Consider the following 17,869-nt stretch of genomic DNA (forward strand, 5'->3'; position numbering starts at 1 on the left):
GCACGGTCCGGGTTTCTCCCGGGCTGGCATGACAGCAGGATTTTCCCAATGAATACCGCCCCCGCCCCCGCCGCCCGCCAGGCCGTCTCCCATAAGGCCATGCTGTGGATTGTCTTCGCCGGCTTTTTCATGCAGACGCTGGATACCACGATCGTCAATACCGCGCTGCCATCGATGGCGCACAGCCTGGGCGAAAAGCCGCTCGACCTGAAACCCGTGGTGGTGGCCTATACGCTGACCATGGCGATGTTGACCCCGGCATCGGGCTGGCTGGCCGACAAGTTCGGCACGCGCCGCGTCTACTTCAGCGCCATCCTGATCTTCGTGCTGGGTTCGGTGTTCTGCGCCACGGCGCATACGCTCACGCAACTGGTGATTGCGCGGGTGCTGCAGGGTGTGGGCGGCTCGATGCTGCTGCCGGTCGGCCGGCTGGCCGTGCTGCGCAACATCCCCGGCGAGCAGTACATCGCCGCGCTGGCGTTCGTGTCGATTGCCGGGCAGGTCGGGCCGATCTTCGGGCCGGTGCTGGGCGGCTGGCTGGTCCAGAGCGCGTCGTGGCACTGGATCTTCCTGATCAACGTGCCGGTCGGGCTGGTGGGACTTTTCGCGGTACGCCGCTACCTGCCCGCGGGCGAAGCCGGTGTGGCGCCGCCGTTCGACTGGCTTGGCTGCGGTCTGCTGTCGCTATGCATGGTCACGTTCTCGCTGGCGCTGGAAAACGGCGCGCATAGCCCGTGGAGTGCCTTGCTGGCTGCCATCAGCATCGGCAGCGCGCTGCTCTATATCCCCCATGCGCGCCGGCATGCCACGCCGCTGTTCCGGCTGGCGCTGTTCCGCGAGCCCAACTTCAGCGTGGGCCTGATTGGCAACCTGGTCTGCCGGATCGGGTCGGGCGCGGTGCCGTTCCTGCTGCCGCTGCTGTTCCAGCTGCAGCTGGGCTATTCGCCGCTGCACTCCGGCATGATGCTGCTGCCGGTGGCCATTGCCGGCACGATCTCCAAACGCTGGATCGTGCCGCTGGTGAATCGCTTTGGCTACGACACGTTCCTGCTCGTCAATACGGTGATCGTCGGCGCCTCGATCGCGTCGTTCTCGGCTATTTCGCCGGGCTGGCCGCTGGCCATGTCGATCGTGCAGCTGGCCACGTTCGGCGCCGCCAATTCGATGCAGTTCGCGGCGATGAACAGCGTGACGCTGAAGGGACTGACCCGCGAGGACGCCGGCAGCGGCAACAGCCTGTTCTCGATGGTTCAGATGCTGGCCATCGGCCTGGGCGTCACCATCGGCGGCGGGCTCGTCAGTCTGTTCTCGGTGAAACTCGGTGTCGCGGCGCCGGCCTACCGGCTGGCCTTCCTGTCGGTGGGCATTATCACGCTGTTCTCCGCCCTGGTGTTCCGCCGGCTCGATGCCGAACGACTGAATCCGAAAAGCGTGAAACGGGCGGCGGTACAGGCGCCGTAGACAACTGGACGGGGCCTCAGCCTTCGGACGGCGGCCAGCCGTCACGCTCGCTGAGTTCCTTGAACCATTCGTGCATGGTGGAATCCTGCACGGAATATTCGCCGCGGGCCGATTTCCATACCAGAGCCGGCGATCGGTCCCGCAGGCTTTCCAGCGCCGCCTGGACTTTTTGCGGCGAAACGGTCATGCCGGGGCATTGCTGACGGTAGAACGCCAGCGATTCTGCGTCGTAAGGCCGGAACTTGCTGCCGATCGACAGCATCCGTGCCAGCACCGCCTGCTCAAGCGGCTTGAGGCCCAGGTAGTCGGACTTCATCTGTGCCGTGTCCTGCGCCTGCCGTCTGCGGGCGGCGGCAAGTACGCGCAGTTCGAACCGCTCGCCGTTATCGGCTTCCAGCGGGTTCAACGATTCCCCGATGGCAGCATGGAAGAACTGTGGCCGATATCCGAAAAGCTGGAACGCTTCGAGCAGCGCCGGCTGATCGACTGGCCGCAACTCGCTGCGTTGCTGCTCGATCAGTGCCGCGACGTGCGCCACATAGCTTTTGCCCAAGGTGGGCATCTGGTGGATGGACGAGCCGTAGAACGGGGCGCTGGTGGTGTTGACCAGCCGTAACAGTTTGTCGCGGTCCGAGCCGGACATGACAAGCATTAGCGCGATAGCCTCGGGCGTGTTCATCTGATCGCGCGCTGACTTCAGTGCGGCCATGGCGGTTTCGCCAGATTCGCTGGTCAGTGCATGCTGGGCTTCGTCGATCAGCAACGCGATGGGCTTGCCCGTTTTCTTGTGCAGCGCCTGGAGGGCCTGCGGCAATGTCGCCCCGTCGATACTGCCCACCCGGGAGGTGTCTATCTTCAGCGTGCCCGCGATGGTGACGCTTTCCAGGCGCGCCTTGCGGGCAGTGCGGGCCACCACGCCCTGATTCTCGGCCAGTGCGTGCGCGATCCCTTCCGCAATCAGCGCGCCGGGGTCCTTCCGCTGGTCTGACCAGAGATCGACGTAGATCACCAGTACGTCCGCCTTTTCAAGAGCCGGGCGCAAGTCGTACTGCAAGAACATCGATTTTCCGGTGCGTCGGGGTGCCGCGAGAAACAGCCCGTTCTGTGCGTCGCCAAATACCGCAAGGCCCTGCAACTGGGCGGCGAGCTCGGAGGCCAGCTCCGGTCTGCTGAAGTAGCGCATCCGTTTATCTTGAATTATCCTGAGTTGGATAATTTATTGAAACGGGGATAAAAGTCAATAATTCGCGGCCGGACGCCAGGTAAAGTGATGTTTAATCTACATCAATCCTCCACCCCATTCTCGCGCAGCATCCGGTCGCATTCGTCCAGCATGTCGTGGGCGAAGGCTGACTGGTAGTTCGGATCCAGGGCTTCCATCATCTCGTGCGAGGCGTACAGACCGGCTTCGCGCGACAGTGTGGCGGCCAGTTGGCGGGCCAGCTGGTCGCTCAGGTCCGACAGCAGGCGCCGCTCGGACAGCGCCAGCTGCAGCTTCGAGCGCGACAGCCAGTTGCCGGCCAGCGTGGCGCCCTGGGCTTCGGTCATCCATTGGCCGTGTTCGTAGAACGCGGATAGCCGTTCGGCCATCAGCGCGAACATCAGCGCCTTGCGGGTGTTGAAATCGATGCGGGGGGGCGGCGAGGCGGGGATCATTGGCGAAAATCCTGAAGGGCGGGGCGCGTGATGGTAACGCACCCGGTAACGCACCCGGTAACGCACCCGGTAGCGCACCCGGCAACGGAAGCGCCAGAAAGGCTTGTCAGCCCAAGCGCGCCTGCAGCCATGTGCCGATATCGGCGATCTCTTCCAGGCAGACCGAATGGGGCATGTTGCCGTACGCATGCCAGGTCACCGGCTGGCCGCGTTCGGTGAGGAAATCGCGGGCGCGGGTGCCCAGGGTCAACGGCACCACATCGTCGGCCGTGCCGTGGGCGGCAAAGATCGGCGTGTTGGCGTTGGCCGGGGTGGCTTCGGCCGCGATCAGTTCGGGCGACGGAATGTAGGTGGACAGCGCGATCACGCCGGCCAGTGTCTGCGGGTGCGTCAGGGCCGTGGTGTAGGCAATGGCGCCGCCTTGCGAGAATCCGGCCAGCACGATGTTCGCGGCCGGAATGCCACGCCCGATTTCGCGGTCGATCAGCGCACGGATGGCGTCGCGCGACTGCTTGATGCCCGCCACGTCGGCCTTGCGGCCGGCTTCGTCGAGCGAATAGATGTCGTACCACGCGGGCATGACGTAGCCGCCATTGCAGGTGACGGGGATGGCCGGGGCATGCGGAAAGACAAAGCGCACGGCCAGGGTGTCGGGGAGGCCCAGCTCGGGCACCACGGGTACGAAGTCGCTGCCATCCGCCCCAAGCCCATGCATCCAGATCACGGCGTGGGTCGGATTCGGTGCGGTGTCGATTTCAATGGCGGCCAGCAAGCTCATGGCCGTTCCTGTGAATGCGGGAAAGCGGCCAGTATCGCACGGGCGCCGGAGCGTCCGTGCGACGGCTTGTCAGGCTTCCAGGCGGGGTCAGGCGGCCGTGGGAACGATCGGAATCGTGGCCAGGCCAGGGGTGCTGCGAGCGGGCGCCGCCTGCAACTGCGGCGTTTCGGGTTGCGGCGGCGACGCAAAGCGCCGGTCCGCCACGCCTTCCACGCCGGTGGCGTGTACCTCTTCGAGGAAGGCGATCATGTTGCGGTAATAATCGACTTGCATCTGCGCTTCAAGCAGGCGACGTTCTGCCTGGAAAAGCGTCAGCCTCATGTCTTGCAGTTCCTTCTCGGCGATCTTCTCTGGCGTCGGCGGACTGAACAAGTTTGCAAGCGAACGCATGGCAGTTACCTCCCGGGGCTGTCGTACGGCGTGTGAGTCGTTTCGGTTGTGTGCGCGCCATGCGGTCAAATATAGACGATTCGGCGCAAGGTACACGATGGGTCACCATGCATCATGTGGGCTCCCCCACAAGAATGATTGCCGTCACCCGGATGGTGGGGTAGATTTACCGCCCATCAGCCGGGAGCCGCCTTGGGGCATGTCCCGGCTTTGTCTTTTTTACATCCGACCTGGTAGCGAACTTGCCGATTGTGGCGAAAGCTGCCGTTTGGGAGCGTTATCCGTATCGGACATGGCTAAAATCTGTCGTCGGTAAAAAAACCACATCCTGTTAGCCCGCTGCAACAGCGGGGGCAACGCGACACGATACCGAGGGCGGATACATCACAGCCGTATGACGGGCAGGGCTGCCTGGCGGGTAGAATGCCGCGCCGGCGTCCCTTTTTTGCGCCGCCACTCAAGCTCTCTCCACGCCCCCAGTCCGCTTCCGACGTGCCCGCGCTTTCTGCCGCCTGCCGGCGCCTGCTGCCATGCCTTCTTCGCCTGTGCCTGATCCTGCCGATGCTGGCATGGGGCGCGCCGGTGCGCGTGCTGGTGGTGGCATCGCAAACGCATCTGCTGCCGGCCGCCGCCGAGACATTCCGTGCCGTGCATGGCAATGACGTGGCCGAATTCACCTTTACGACGACCGCACCGGATGCCGGCACCCTGGCGCAGGCCGACGTCATCCAGGCGTGGTTCGTGCCGGCGGCGGTGCTGCGGCAGATGGCACCGGGCGTACAGCAGGCGCAGTCGCGCGGTGCGCTGGTATCGGCCGCGCCCGCCGACGTGGCCGAAGGTGCCTGGCGCCTCCACACCGATGCCGCGCTGAATGCCGCGATCCAACCCTATTGGGACGCGGGCGGTGCCGACAACCTGGCCGCGGCGCTGGCGGCGGCTGTCGCGGCGCACCAGCGCGCCGCGGGCGTGACGCCGATCGCCGTGCCGCCGGTCAAGCCGGCGCCGGCGGCCGGCATCTACCATCCGCGCGCACCGCAGCCGTTCGCGTCGTTGGACGCATACCTGCGCTGGTATCGGTCGACGGGGCGTGTGCGCGATGATGCACCGCTGGTCGGCATCTCGTTCTATGCCACCCACTACCGCCAGCGCGACCTGGCGCACATCGATGCATTGGTCGATGCGCTGGAACGGCAGGGCATCGGCGCCGTGCCGGCGTTCGGCTGGCCGCTGTCGAGCCTGGATGCCTTGCTGACGCAGGACGGCACGACGCCGCTGCGGGCGCTGCTGGCCCTGAACCTGACGATTCCGCGCGCCGAAGACAAGGACTGGCTGGCGCGCCACGGCCTGCATGCCATCAACCTGATGGCCACGCGCGACAGCGCCGCGGCGTGGCACGCCGACGTGCGCGGCATTGCCGGCGAGCGGCTGCCGCTGCTGCTGGGGGCGCCCGAACGCAGCGGCGCCACCGAGCCGGTGCTGTTTGCCACGCAGGAAGACCACGACGGCGCGAAGGCCAGCGCCGCCGTGCCCGAGCGCGTGGACGCGGTGGTCGCGCGCGTGCGGCGCTGGATTGCGCTGCAGGACAAACCGGCTGCACGCAAGCGTGTGGCCGTGCTCTACTACAACAATCCGCCGGGACGCGGCAACATTGGCGCGAGCTATCTGGCGACGCTGCCCACGCTCGCGCAGATCTTGCAGCGGCTGCAGGCCGCCGGCTACGACACCGGGCGCGACATGCCCGACACCGCCACGCTGACCGCGCTGCTGGAAGCCAATGGCCGCAACGTGGAGACCTGGTCGCCCGGCGAACTCGATCGCATGGTACGCGCCGGGCACGTCAAGCTGGTGCCGCTGGCGCAGTACCGCCGCTGGTTCGATACCTTGCCGGCGATGTTCCGCGATGCGGTGGTGCGCGCCTGGGGGCCTCCCGAACGCAACCCGTTGATGCGCGCGCACGATGCCAACGGGGCGCCGGCCTTCGTGGTGCCAGGGCTGTTCTTCGGCAATGTGTTCGTCGGCCCGCAACCGCTGCGTTCCACCTTCGACAGGGCGATGGACGCCGCGCACGACACCATCACGCCGCCGCCGCATTCCTATGTGGCCGCCTACCTGTGGTACCGGCATGCATTTGGCGCCGACGCCGTGGTGCATGTCGGGCGTCATGGCACCCTGGAATGGCTGCCGGGCAAGCAGGTGGGCCAATCTGGCGACGAGGCCTCCGAAGTCCTGCTGGGCGACCTGCCGAACGCCTATATCTATATCCAGGATGGCGGCGGCGAGGCCATCCAGGCCCGGCGCCGCAGTGCGGCGGTACTGGTGAGCCACCTGGCGCCGCTGCTGGCTGCCGCCGGACAGCCGCCGGCGCTGGCATCGCTGGACGAAGCCATCGAACAGGCCGATGCCACGCGGGACAGCGCGCCCGATCTGTCGGCGCAGTACCGCAAGCAGGCGCTGGAACAGATCCGGACACTGAAGCTGGACCGGCAACTGGGGCTGGACGTCAACGCACCGTGGGACACCATCGAGCCGGTCGTGCATGCCTTCCTGCACAAGGTGGAGGCCGAGCCGATGCCGCTGGGCATCCACGTGCTGGGTCAGATGCCCGCGCCCGCCGATCAGACCGACGCGCTGGCGATGATGCTGGGCGCCCGTACCAGGACTGATCCGGCGCGGTTGCACGCCTGGGCCGCCAATCTGGTGGCCGGCCACCAACCGGCCCTGGCGGAGGACGTCGGAGACGATCCTCGCCGTGCGCTGGACGCTGGCCGGCAATGGCTGGCGGACTTGCGTGCATCGCCCCAGGCCGAACTGGATGGGCTGATCACGGTGCTGGCGGGCCGCTATCTGCCCAGCGGGCCATTGGGCGATCCCGTACGCGTGGCCGACAGCCTGCCAACCGGGCGCAACCTGCACGCTTTCGACGGCGCCCGGATTCCCACGCGCGCGGCCTGGGCGCTGGGCAAGGCGATGGCCGCGCAGACGCTGGAACGCTTCCGGCGCGAACACGGCAATTGGCCCGAAACGGTGTCGATGGTGCTCTGGTATGGCGAGACCGAACGCCATCAGGGCGCCATGGAAGCCGAGGCGCTCTACCTGATGGGCGTGGAGCCGGTGTGGAATGCGCGCGGCAATGTCGAGGACGTTCGGTTGATTCCCGATGCCGAACTGGGCCGGCCGCGCGTGAACGTGCTGCTGACCACGTCCGGCATTTACCGCGACGGGTTTGGCGACAAGATCGCGCTACTGGACAAGGCCGCCCGGCTGGCCGCCGCGGCCGGAAATAATGCAATTAGCCGCCATGACCGGGACGTCGCCGCAGAGTTGGCCCGGCAAGGCGTCGGGCCGGAGCAGGCCGGCAGGCTGGCGCGGGCGCGCGTATTCGCGGCGAAACCGGGCAACTACGCGATCGGCGTGCAGCAGATGGTCGAGCAAAGCCGCGACGCCCAGGGGCCGCCCGATGGCCTGGCCCGCCAGTACCTGCGTTACATGAACTTCGCGTACTCGGCCGATGGCTGGGGCGAATCGGCACCGGGGGCGCTGGCCAGCCATCTGAAATCGAACCAGGCCGTGCTGTTCTCGCGCACCAGCACGCTTTACGGGGCGCTGGACAACGACGATACCTACCAGTACGCGGGCGGGCTGACGGCCGCCACGCGGGCGGTCAGCGGCACGGCGCCGCCCCTGTGGCTGCACAATCTGCGCCGGGAAGGGCAGACGCAGACCGTCGATGCGCGCACGTGGCTGGCCACCGAGTTGAACGCCCGGCAGTGGAATCCGAAGTGGATCGCCGCAATGCAGCGGTCGGGCTACGCGGGCGCCCGCGAGATGTACAAGGAAGTGGAGCACCTGTACGGTTTCCAGGCGACGGTGCCCGAGCAGATGCCGGGCGCATTCTGGCAGCAGACCTACGACGTCTATGTGGCCGACAAGCTAGGCATGGGCATGGACGCGTTCTTCCGCGCGGCCAATCCGCACGCGCGGCAGGGCATTCTGGCGCGCCTGCTGGAGGTGGATCGCCAGGGCAGCTACCGCTTCACCGATGCCGAGCGCCGCGAACTGCTGCGCCAGTACGCGGAAAGCGTGCAACGCGACGGACTGTCATGCACCGCCAACACCTGCGGCAACCCGGTGCTGATGGCGCATGTCGCACGGCAGGGCAAGGCCGCGCGGATCGACATGCGGGCGTTGGGCCGGGAACTGGCCGATGCGGTGGTGGCGCCGGCCGGGCAGGGCGCCAAGGCGCGGCCTTCGCCATCGGAGACGAAGGCCGCGCCGGTGCATCCGGTGCCTGGGCCCCCTGCCGTGCCTGCCGCGCCGGCCATCGCACAGTCGGACACGGAACACGTGACCGGCCAGCGGCTGGCGCCACAGGTCGTACCGGTGCCGGCAGCGCCCGCCGAACGCGCGCGGCACCTGGCGTTCGCGCTGATGCTGGCGGCGCTGACGATCGGCGCCGGTGCCATCGCCGCGTGGCGCCGAGGCAGGCGTTAGCGGCTGCTGATGCGCTGTGCCCTCTCCCCCAACCCCTCTCCCGCGCGCGGGAGAGGGGAGCGAAGCCACAGCCATTTGCAAGCCGATCGGTGTTCTCCCTCTCTCCCGCCTGCGGGAGAGAGGCGGGGGAGAGGGCACGGCAAACCAAGTCGCGACCCGTCCTGGATTGCATCGCCCGCGCCGCAGAGGGACACCGTCCTCACGTGCAAATAGACAGCCCCTTCCGATCTCCGTATCCTGATCGCCTTCGCAAATTCCGCCCGAGCCTCCATGCAAACCTCCAAGATTCCGGCCACCATCGTCACGGGCTTTCTTGGCAGCGGCAAGACCACGCTGCTGCGCCATATCCTCGATCACGCCAATGGCCGCCGCATCGCGGTGATCGTCAATGAATTTGGCGAACTGGGCATCGACGGCGAAATCCTGAAGGGTTGCGGTATTGGCTGCGACGACGCGGGCGAGCCCACGGGCCAGCTGTACGAACTGGCCAACGGTTGCCTGTGCTGCACCGTGCAGGAGGAATTCTTCCCCGTCATGGAGCACCTGCTGGAGCGGCGCGACCAGATCGACCACGTGCTGATCGAAACGTCGGGCCTGGCGCTGCCCAAGCCGCTGGTGCAGGCCTTCCACTGGCCCAGCATCCGCAATGCCTTCACGGTGGATTCGGTGGTCACCGTGGTCGATGGGCCTGCCGCGGCGGCCGGCCAGTTCGCCGCCAATCCGGTGGCGGTGGACGCGCAACGCCGCGCCGATCCGAACCTGGACCATGAGTCGCCCCTGCATGAACTGTTCGAAGACCAGCTGGCCAGCGCCGACCTGGTGATCCTGAACAAGACCGACCTGATGGACGCCGCGCAGATCGCCAGCGTGGAAGCCCTGGTCCGGCCCGAGATCCCGGCCGAGGTCAAGATCGTGCCGGCGCAGGCTGGCAAGCTCGACGTGGGCATGCTGCTGGGCCTGCAGCGCGCGTCGGAAGACACGATTCACCTGCGCCCCGACCATCATGGCAGTGCCGACGACCCCGACCATGCCGATCACCATCACGACGACTTCGAATCGGTGGTGGTCCAGGCCGGCACGGTGGACCGGGATGCGCTGGTGGCCGCGCTGCAAAAGCTGGTGGCGGCGCACACGATCTATCGCGTAAAGGGCTTTGCCACGCTGCCGGGCAAGGCCATGCGCCTGGTGCTGCATGGCGTGGGCCAGCGTTTCGACAGCTATTTCGATCGCGCGTGGCGTGCCGGCGAGCCGCAGGGCACGCGCGTGGTGCTGATCGGCCAGGAACTCGATGGCGCGGTGCTGCAGGCATCGCTGGATGCCGCGCTGGCGCGCTGACCGCTGACGCAGTCGAAGCGACCCAGGCGATGCACCTGCTGTCCACCCGGCCCGGCGGCTTTGTCGAAGACAGCGCCGTGGTGCTGCGCATCGCGCAGACGCCGGGCGATATCGTCATCCTGAGCGCGGCCGACACCACGCTGTCGCTGCTGGCCGCCGCCGTGCCCCGGCTGGGCGCCGAGTATCCGAGCGTGCGGCTGGCCAACCAGATGTACCTGCGCCAGCCGGCGTCGCTCGATCTCTATATCGACGACGTGCTGCAGCACGCGCGGGTGGTCGTGGTGGACCACCTGGGCGGCGCCAGTGACTGGGCCTACGGGCTGCAGCGGCTGCCCGAACTGGCGCGCGCACGCGGCCAGTTGCTGGTGATGTTCTCAGGCGACCTGGACGAGGACGACAACCTGGCGCGGCTTGGCAGCGCGCCACTGGCGCTGTCGCACCAGCTCTGGCGCTATCTGCGCGAGGGCGGGGCGGCCAATGCCGAGCAGTTTTTCCGCTGCCTGGGCCAGCATGCCTGTGGGCACACGGCGCCGGTGCTGCCGGCACAGGTACTGCCGCAGGCGGCGCTTTACCATCGCGATCATGGCGTGGCCACGGTGCAGGACTGGCAGCGCGAATGGGCGGCGCGCGGGCTGGACGGCGCGCCCGTGGTGGCGCTGCTGTTCTACCGGTCGCACCTGCAGGCCGGCAATACCGACGTGTTCGATGCGATGGCCGAGGCGTTGCTCGATGCGGGCCTGTGTCCGCTGCCGCTGGCCGTCAGCTCACTCAAGGAGCCGATCTGCCGCGAGGTGCTGCAGCGGCTGTGCGACGCGCACGGCGTCTCGCTGGTGCTCAATACCACGGCGTTCTCGGTGGCGTCGCTCGACACGGCTGGCGAAGCCGATCGTCCGCTGGCCAACGACGCGCCGGTGCTGCAGGTGATCCTGAGTGGCGGCAATCGCGAGGACTGGCTGGCCGACAGCCAGGGACTGGGCACGCGCGACGTGGCCATGCATGTGGCGATGCCCGAGGTCGATGGCCGCATCATCACGCGCGCGGTGAGCTTCAAGGGGCTGGCGTATCGGTGCCCGCATACCGAGGTCGATGTGGTGCGCTATCGGCCCGACGCCGAACGCGTGGGTTTTGTCGCCGAACTGGCGCGCCGCTGGTGCCGGCTGCGCACGCTGCCGGCCGCCGATAAGCGCCTGGCGCTGATCCTGGCCAACTACCCGGCCAGCGAAGGACGCATCGGCAATGGTGTCGGGCTCGACACGCCGGCGTCGGTCGTGCAGATCCTGGCCATGCTGAAGGCTGCCGGCTATGCCGTGGGGCCGCTGCCCGCCGATGGCGATGCGCTGATGCAGGGGCTGACGCGCGGCGTGACCAACGATCTGGCGCAGCATGCGTGGCGCCCCGCGTTCCAGAGCGTGGCGATGGCCGACTACCTGGCGTGGCTGGCGCAGCTGCCGCGGGCCAACCAGGACGCCATCGCCGCCCGCTGGGGCAGCCCCGATGCCGATCCGATGGTGCGCGATGGCCGCTTCATGATCGCCGGCGTGCGCACCGGCAACGTATTTGTCGGCATCCAGCCCGCGCGGGCGTATGGCGTGGACGACTACGCCAGCTATCACGATGCCGAACTGGTGCCGCCGCACGGCTACCTGGCGTTCTATTTCTGGCTGCGGCACACCTTCGGCATCGATGCCGTGGTGCATGTCGGCAAGCATGGCAACCTGGAGTGGCTGCCCGGCAAGAGCGTGGCGCTGTCGGATGCCTGCTGGCCCGATGCGATCCTGGGCCCGCTGCCACACCTGTATCCGTTTATCGTCAACGACCCGGGCGAGGGCGCGCAGGCCAAGCGGCGCACCCAGGCCGTGATCATCGATCACCTGATGCCGCCGCTCATGCGCGCCGAGAACTACGGGCCGCTGCAGGACCTGGAGCGCCAGGTGGACGAATACTACCAGGCGCTGACCGTGGACCCGCGCCGCGCGAAGCTGCTGCGCCGCGAGATCCTGAAATCGATCGTCGGCCAGCAGCTGCATCGCGAACTGGGCATCGACGCCCCGGCCAGTGGCGACGAGGAAGACGCGCTGCTGAACCGTACCGATGCCTGGCTGTGCGAACTGAAGGAGTCCCAGATTCGCGACGGACTGCATGTGTTCGGGCAGTCGCCGCAGGGCCGCCAGCGCCGCGATACGCTGGCCGCGCTGGCGCGCTTTCCGGTGGGGGATGGGCGCGATGGGCGGGCCAGCCTGCTGGGCGCGCTGGCGGCGGACCTGTCGCTGGGCGACGGCTTCGATCCGCTCGACGCCGACTGGGCCGCGCCCTGGACCGGACGCCGCCCCGCGGCGCTGGCCGCAGTGGATGACACGCCGTGGCGTCATCACGGCGATACGCGTGAGCGGCTGGAAATGCTGGCACTGCGCCTGCTGGACGACCACGCCCCGGTCGGGCCGCAATCGGCGGCCGTGCTGGCGCGCCTGCGCGAGCAGGTGGCCCCGCGCCTGGATGCCTGCGGGCCGCAGGAGCTTCTGCAACTGCAGCGCGGGCTGGCGGGCCGCTTCGTGCCCGCCGGGCCCAGCGGCGCGCCGTCGCGCGGCCGTCCCGACGTGCTGCCCACCGGACGCAACTTCTATTCGGTCGACACGCGCGCCGTGCCCACGCGCACCGCGTGGACGCTGGGCCTGCGCGCGGCCGACCAGCTGATCGAGCGGCACCTGCAGGAGCACGGCGAGTATCCGCGTGCGGTGGGCCTGTCGGTCTGGGGCACGGCGACCATGCGCACCGGCGGCGACGATATCGCGCAGGCCATGGCGCTGCTGGGCGTGCGGCCCAAATGGGCGCATGGCAGCCATCGCGTGGTCGATTTCGAGATCCTGCCGATGGCGATCTTCAACCGCCCGCGCGTGGACGTGACGCTGCGGGTGTCCGGCTTCTTCCGCGATGCATTCGCCAACCTGGTGGCGATGTTCGATGCCGCTGTGCGGGCGGTGGCGGCGCTGGACGAGCCCGAGGACATCAACCCGATCCGCGCCCGCGTGCTGGCCGAACAGCATGCGCTGACGGCGCAGGGCGTGGACGCCGACGCCGCGCTGGAACGGGCCAGCTGGCGGGTATTCGGCGCGCGGCCTGGCGACTATGGCACGGGCCTGCAGGCGCTGATCGATGGGCGGCGCTGGCAGACCGATGGCGACCTGGCGCACGCCTACCTGCACGCAGGCGGTTATGCCTACGGCCAGCAGGCCGATGGCGTCGAGGCCCGCGACACGTTTGCCGCGCGGCTGGCAGAGATCGACGTGGTGCTGCAAAACCAGGACAACCGCGAGCACGACATCCTGGACGCCAACGACTACTACCAGTTCCAGGGCGGCATGGTGGCGGCCGTGCGCCATCTGGGCGGCACGCAGCCGGCCATCTATCATGGCGACCACGCCAACCCGGCGGCACCGCGCGTGCGGACGCTGGGCGAGGAGATCGCCCGGGTGATCCGCTCGCGCGTGGTCAATCCGAAGTGGATCGATGGCGTGAAGCGGCACGGCTACAAGGGGGCGTTCGAAATGGCCGCCACGGTGGACTACCTGTTCGGCTACGACGCCACCGCCCGCGTGGTGGGCGATCACCAGTACGCGCTGGTGGCCGACGCCTACGTGCATGACGACGCCACGCGCGATTTTCTGGCGCGGCACAATCCGCGCGCCCTGCAGGGCATCTGCGAGCGCCTGCTGGAAGCCATGGAGCGCGGACTTTGGCAGGAACCGGGCGACCAGCGCGAGCGCATCGCCCATCATCTGCTCGACAACGAACAACGTCTGGAAGGGATGCAATGACCCACACTGCCCATGGCGCGGCCATGCGCCCGATCTTTCCGTTCAGCGCCCTGGTGGGGCAGGAATCCCTGCAACAGGCACTGCTGCTGGCCGCCGTGGACCCCGGCATCGGCGGTGTGCTGGTCACCGGCCCGCGCGGCACCGCCAAGTCCACCGCGGCGCGGGCGTTGGCCGAATTGCTACCGCACGGCCAGTTCGTGACGCTGCCGCTGGGCGCCAGCGAAGAGCAGCTGACCGGCACGCTGGACCTGGGGCACGTGCTGCAGCAGGGCGAGGTGCGGTTCCAGCCTGGCCTGCTGGCACGGGCGCACGACGGCGTGCTGTACGTCGACGAGGTGAACCTGCTGCCCGATCCGCTGGTGGACCAGTTGCTCGACGTGGCGGCCAGCGGCGTCAACGTGGTGGAGCGCGATGGCGTCTCGCACCAGCATCCGGCGCGCTTCGTGCTGGTTGGCACGATGAATCCCGAGGAAGGCGAACTGCGGCCGCAATTGCTGGACCGCTTCGGGCTGGCGCTGGCCCTGTCGAACTACCAGGACCCGGCCGCGCGCCAGGCGATCGTGCGCGCCCGGCTGGCGTTCGATGCCGATCCCGATGGCTTCCGCGCCAGGGTGGCGCAGCGCCAGCAGGCGCTGGCCAGCCAGGTCGCCCGTGCCCGCGCGACGCTTGGCGCGCTGCCGTTCGGCGACGCCGTCCATGACCGGGTCAGCGCGCTGTGCCTGGCGGCTGCCGTGGACGGCGTGCGCGCCGACCTGGTGATGCTCCGCGCGGCGCGCGCACTGGCCGCATGGCAGGGCGCGGCGGATATCGACATGGGCCATGTGGACGCCGTAGCCGAGCTTGTGCTCCATCACCGCCGCCATGCTGGCGCGCCGCCGCAGCCGGGCCAGACACCGGCTAACCAGCCTCAGCCCCAGGCGAGGGATCATGGCGACCCCTGGGGCGCGTTGCCGCCGCCGCAACCAGCCGGCATGGCCGAGGTCAAGCCGCTGAAGCCGTTCGGGAAGCTGCCACCAAAAAAAGCCTGAGCCACCGGCGGCCATCCGGGCCGGACCGGACCGGCGGCCATCGGTGGCAACTCATCCGTCCGTCATCCCCACGGCAGACCGCGCACGGCGGCACGTCCGGGGCACGTATTCACTGGCCCCGCACGCTGGCCGCCAAGCGCCGCGCGATGCTGGATGCCGCGCACCTGCGCTTCCGGCGTGCCGATGCGCGCGCCGGGGTGCTGCACTGTTTCGTGCTCGACTGTTCCGGCTCGATGGCCCACGGCGAGCCGCTGGCCCTGGCCAAGGGCGTGCTGGCGCGGCTGGTCGAGCGGGCCTATCAAGCACGCGCCGACGTGGCGCTGGTCTGTTTTGCCGGGCAGCACGCCGAAGTGCGCCTGGCGCCGGCACGTGCCCGCCCGTGGAATGACGACTGGATACGGCCCATTGCGGGTGGCGGCGGCACGCCACTGTCGCTGGGGACGGCGCGGGCCGACCAGTTGCTGGCGTGGCAGGCCCGGCGCCGGCCCGCCCAGCAACGCTGGCTGTGGCTGCTGACCGATGGCCGCAGCACGGAATCGCCGGCGCGTCCCGCCTGGGCCGACCACGTGGTGGTGGTCGATGTCGAGCGGCAGGCGCTGCCGCTGCGGCGCTGCCGGCAACTTGCGCAAGCCTGGGGCGCCGATCTCCAGACCGCCGGTTCGCTGCAGATCCGGGCCTAAAGTTTTGCCGCAGGCCCGCCGTTAGTCCATCGATAGCCCCGGGCAACTTGGGGCAAATATCGAGGAGCGGAACCGATCATGGCCTGGGACAACTTGAGTATGCGCACCCGGTTGGGTGCGGCATTTGGGGTAATCGTGCTGCTGGTGGCAGCCATGCTGGTGCTGGCGCTGGGCCAGGTGGCCGATGGCAGCACGCGCAGCTGGCTGTGGACGCTGGCCATTGCCGTGCTGGTCTTCAGCGTGATTTGCTGGTTCCGGCTGGCCCGGGCCATCGAGGAACCGCTCAGGGAGGCCGAATTCATCGCCGAAACCGTGGCGGCGGGCGACCTGAGCAAGGATTTCGAGACCGAGCGCGGCGGCGACTTCGGCCGGCTGCTGGGCGGCCTGGGCGAGATGGAGGACATGCTCACCGACTTGGTCACGCGCATCAAGGGGGCCAGCGATTCGATCTCGTCGGCCTCGCAACAGATCGCGGTGGGCAATACGGATCTGTCGCAGCGCACCGAGGAGCAGGCCGCCACGCTGCAGGAAACCGCATCGAGCATGGGCGAACTGACCGCCATGGTGAAGCAGAACACCGAACGCGCGCGCACGGCCAACGGGCTGGCGGCGTCGGCATCGGGCATCGCCGAGCGCGGCGGTTCCATCGTCAGCGACGTGGTGCAGACAATGGACGCCATCAGCGTCAGTTCGCGCAAAGTGACCGACATTATTGCCGTGATCGAGGGCATTGCATTCCAGACCAACATCCTGGCCCTGAACGCGGCGGTGGAAGCGGCGCGCGCCGGCGAGCAGGGACGTGGCTTTGCCGTGGTGGCGGGCGAGGTGCGCACGCTGGCGCAGCGCAGCGCGGCGGCGGCCAAGGAAATCAACGTGCTGATCAGCGATTCGGCGCGCCAGGTGGAAAACGGCTCGGCGCTGGTGGGCCAGGCCGGGCAGACCATGGAGGAGATCGTCCAGGCCGTGCGGCGTGTGACCCAGATCCTGAGCGAGATCGCCGTGGCGTCGGAGCATCAGAGCGAAGGGATCGAGCAGGTGAATGTGGCCGTCACGCAGATGGATGACGTGACGCAGCAGAACGCCGCGCTGGTGGAGCAGGCCGCAGCCGCATCGGCGGCACTGGCCGATCAGGCCCAGGAACTGCAGAAGGTGGTGGGCGAGTTCAAGCTGTAACGGCTCAGTCGTCTTGCAGCCGGCCGCCCTGCAGCCATGCGATGACGGGCGCCCAGAACGTCTTCATGAACGGCGCTTCGATGGCGGCGTTGTGTGGCAGGTCTTCGAAGACCACCAGCCGGCTCGGGCCATGCGCCGCGCGGGCCAGGTGCTCGGCCTGGCGGAACGGGATGGTCTCGTCGCGCCGGCTGTGAATCAGCATCACGGGCAGTTTCGACGCCCGCAGCCGGGCGATGTTGTTCCACGGGTTCGGCAGCGCCCAGGCCAGCCAGCGCGGGACCAGCCCGGTGGCCACGGCCGCCGCCCGGGCCGAGGTGAAGCCGGCACCGATCACCAGCCCGTCGGGCAATGGTCGTAGACCGTCCAGTACATCGAGCAGCACGCCGCTGCCCAGCGAATATCCCATGACATAGTGCCGCGCCGCCAGCGGGGAGGCCGCGCGGAACTGCGCGAAGGCCGCCAGCGCATCTTCCCGCAGGTGGCTCACGCTTGGCGTGCCGGTGCTGGCGCCGTATCCGCTGTAATCGAACACGAACGAACTGATGCCCGCCCGGTGCAGCAACGCCTGCACGGGCGCCCAGTCGGCCAGGCATTCCTCGTCGCCATGGAAGACGGCCAATGCCGGGGCGGCCGGGTTGCCGGCAGCCACCCAGGACGCACGCAGCGCCCGATCGCCACTCTTGAATGTGAATTGCCGCGACGCCACGCCCAGGTCATCGGGCTGCAGCGTGCGGACCTGGCCGGGCCCGAACGCATCGCGCTCGATGGCGCGGTACAGCAGAAGGCGGCCAACGCCGGCCATCACGGCCAGGCCGGCCAGGCCAAGGGCGCCCGCAAACCAGCGCCGGTAGGTGAGCGGGGCAGATTGCGCGGTGGAGACGGGCGGCATGGGAGGATGAGAAAAGGCGGGCAAGTGGGATAACCCTAGCACTTGTGATGCCAATGGGAAGCGGGTGTCGGCCGGTCGTCGCTGGGTGTTTCTTGAACAAGCCATTAAAAATCAACGACATATCTGCCAATTTAACGTCTTCGATCACACCGATAGAAATCTTTTTAGCCCCGAGG

The 17,869-nt window shown here is 68.2% G+C and carries 12 protein-coding genes; 7 read left to right on the top strand and 5 right to left on the bottom strand.

What is annotated here, in order from left to right:
• Positions 1 to 48 precede the first annotated feature (48 nt).
• The gene (gene mdtD, locus AC3G88_RS10170; protein WP_488772631.1) at positions 49 to 1,461 is read left to right on the top strand and encodes a multidrug transporter subunit MdtD; all 1,413 of its coding nucleotides are present in this window, start codon (positions 49 to 51) and stop codon (positions 1,459 to 1,461) included.
• Positions 1,462 to 1,477: 16 nt separating this feature from the next.
• On the opposite strand, the gene AC3G88_RS10175 is transcribed toward mdtD, so the two are convergent.
• The 4 genes from AC3G88_RS10175 to AC3G88_RS10190 form a co-directional block, all read right to left on the bottom strand.
• Positions 1,478 to 2,644, bottom strand: coding sequence for an AAA family ATPase (locus AC3G88_RS10175; RefSeq protein ID WP_488772630.1), 1,167 nt, complete (start codon positions 2,642 to 2,644; stop codon positions 1,478 to 1,480).
• A gap of 101 nt (positions 2,645 to 2,745) precedes the next feature.
• On the bottom strand, positions 2,746 to 3,117 hold the full coding sequence (locus tag AC3G88_RS10180; protein WP_153949304.1) for a hypothetical protein: 372 nt from the start codon (positions 3,115 to 3,117) through the stop codon (positions 2,746 to 2,748).
• A 106-nt stretch (positions 3,118 to 3,223) separates the two neighbouring features.
• Positions 3,224 to 3,895, bottom strand: a complete 672-nt coding sequence (locus tag AC3G88_RS10185) for an alpha/beta hydrolase (protein ID WP_488893372.1) — start codon at positions 3,893 to 3,895, stop codon at positions 3,224 to 3,226.
• An 87-nt stretch (positions 3,896 to 3,982) separates the two neighbouring features.
• Positions 3,983 to 4,285, bottom strand: a complete 303-nt coding sequence (locus AC3G88_RS10190) for a hypothetical protein (RefSeq protein ID WP_400397355.1) — start codon at positions 4,283 to 4,285, stop codon at positions 3,983 to 3,985.
• A gap of 492 nt (positions 4,286 to 4,777) precedes the next feature.
• Between AC3G88_RS10190 and AC3G88_RS10195 the strand changes: the two genes are divergently transcribed.
• From AC3G88_RS10195 to AC3G88_RS10220, 6 genes are all read left to right on the top strand, one after another.
• On the top strand, positions 4,778 to 8,776 hold the full coding sequence (locus AC3G88_RS10195; protein WP_488893373.1) for a cobaltochelatase subunit CobN: 3,999 nt from the start codon (positions 4,778 to 4,780) through the stop codon (positions 8,774 to 8,776).
• A gap of 270 nt (positions 8,777 to 9,046) precedes the next feature.
• On the top strand, positions 9,047 to 10,111 hold the full coding sequence (gene cobW, locus AC3G88_RS10200; protein ID WP_488772626.1) for a cobalamin biosynthesis protein CobW: 1,065 nt from the start codon (positions 9,047 to 9,049) through the stop codon (positions 10,109 to 10,111).
• A 29-nt stretch (positions 10,112 to 10,140) separates the two neighbouring features.
• Entirely contained in the window at positions 10,141 to 13,923 is a 3,783-nt protein-coding gene (cobN, locus tag AC3G88_RS10205) for a cobaltochelatase subunit CobN (protein ID WP_488893374.1), read from the top strand.
• Entirely contained in the window at positions 13,920 to 14,951 is a 1,032-nt protein-coding gene (locus tag AC3G88_RS10210) for a magnesium chelatase ATPase subunit I (protein WP_488772623.1), read from the top strand. The genes cobN and AC3G88_RS10210 overlap by 4 nt, the downstream gene beginning before the upstream one ends.
• A 146-nt stretch (positions 14,952 to 15,097) precedes the next feature.
• The gene (locus AC3G88_RS10215; protein ID WP_488772622.1) at positions 15,098 to 15,631 is read left to right on the top strand and encodes a vWA domain-containing protein; all 534 of its coding nucleotides are present in this window, start codon (positions 15,098 to 15,100) and stop codon (positions 15,629 to 15,631) included.
• A gap of 99 nt (positions 15,632 to 15,730) precedes the next feature.
• On the top strand, positions 15,731 to 16,804 hold the full coding sequence (locus AC3G88_RS10220; protein WP_488772831.1) for a methyl-accepting chemotaxis protein: 1,074 nt from the start codon (positions 15,731 to 15,733) through the stop codon (positions 16,802 to 16,804).
• A gap of 4 nt (positions 16,805 to 16,808) precedes the next feature.
• On the opposite strand, the gene AC3G88_RS10225 is transcribed toward AC3G88_RS10220, so the two are convergent.
• On the bottom strand, positions 16,809 to 17,693 hold the full coding sequence (locus tag AC3G88_RS10225) for an alpha/beta hydrolase (protein ID WP_488772621.1): 885 nt from the start codon (positions 17,691 to 17,693) through the stop codon (positions 16,809 to 16,811).
• Positions 17,694 to 17,869 lie beyond the last annotated feature (176 nt).

The organism is Cupriavidus sp. 86D6 (assembly GCF_057815095.1).

Bases quoted from the DNA above. Each gene is read 5' to 3' on its own strand.
- mdtD (WP_488772631.1), top strand. From the start codon at position 49: ATGAATACCGCCCCCGCCCCCGCCGCCCGCCAGGCCGTCTCCCATAAG.
- AC3G88_RS10220 (WP_488772831.1), top strand. From the start codon at position 15,731: ATGCGCACCCGGTTGGGTGCGGCATTTGGGGTAATCGTGCTGCTGGTG.
- AC3G88_RS10180 (WP_153949304.1), bottom strand. From the start codon at position 3,117: ATGATCCCCGCCTCGCCGCCCCCCCGCATCGATTTCAACACCCGCAAG.
- AC3G88_RS10225 (WP_488772621.1), bottom strand. From the start codon at position 17,693: ATGCCGCCCGTCTCCACCGCGCAATCTGCCCCGCTCACCTACCGGCGC.
- AC3G88_RS10190 (WP_400397355.1), bottom strand. From the start codon at position 4,285: ATGCGTTCGCTTGCAAACTTGTTCAGTCCGCCGACGCCAGAGAAGATC.
- AC3G88_RS10185 (WP_488893372.1), bottom strand. From the start codon at position 3,895: ATGAGCTTGCTGGCCGCCATTGAAATCGACACCGCACCGAATCCGACC.
- AC3G88_RS10175 (WP_488772630.1), bottom strand. From the start codon at position 2,644: ATGCGCTACTTCAGCAGACCGGAGCTGGCCTCCGAGCTCGCCGCCCAG.
- cobW (WP_488772626.1), top strand. From the start codon at position 9,047: ATGCAAACCTCCAAGATTCCGGCCACCATCGTCACGGGCTTTCTTGGC.
- cobN (WP_488893374.1), top strand. From the start codon at position 10,141: ATGCACCTGCTGTCCACCCGGCCCGGCGGCTTTGTCGAAGACAGCGCC.
- AC3G88_RS10215 (WP_488772622.1), top strand. From the start codon at position 15,098: ATGCTGGATGCCGCGCACCTGCGCTTCCGGCGTGCCGATGCGCGCGCC.
- AC3G88_RS10210 (WP_488772623.1), top strand. From the start codon at position 13,920: ATGACCCACACTGCCCATGGCGCGGCCATGCGCCCGATCTTTCCGTTC.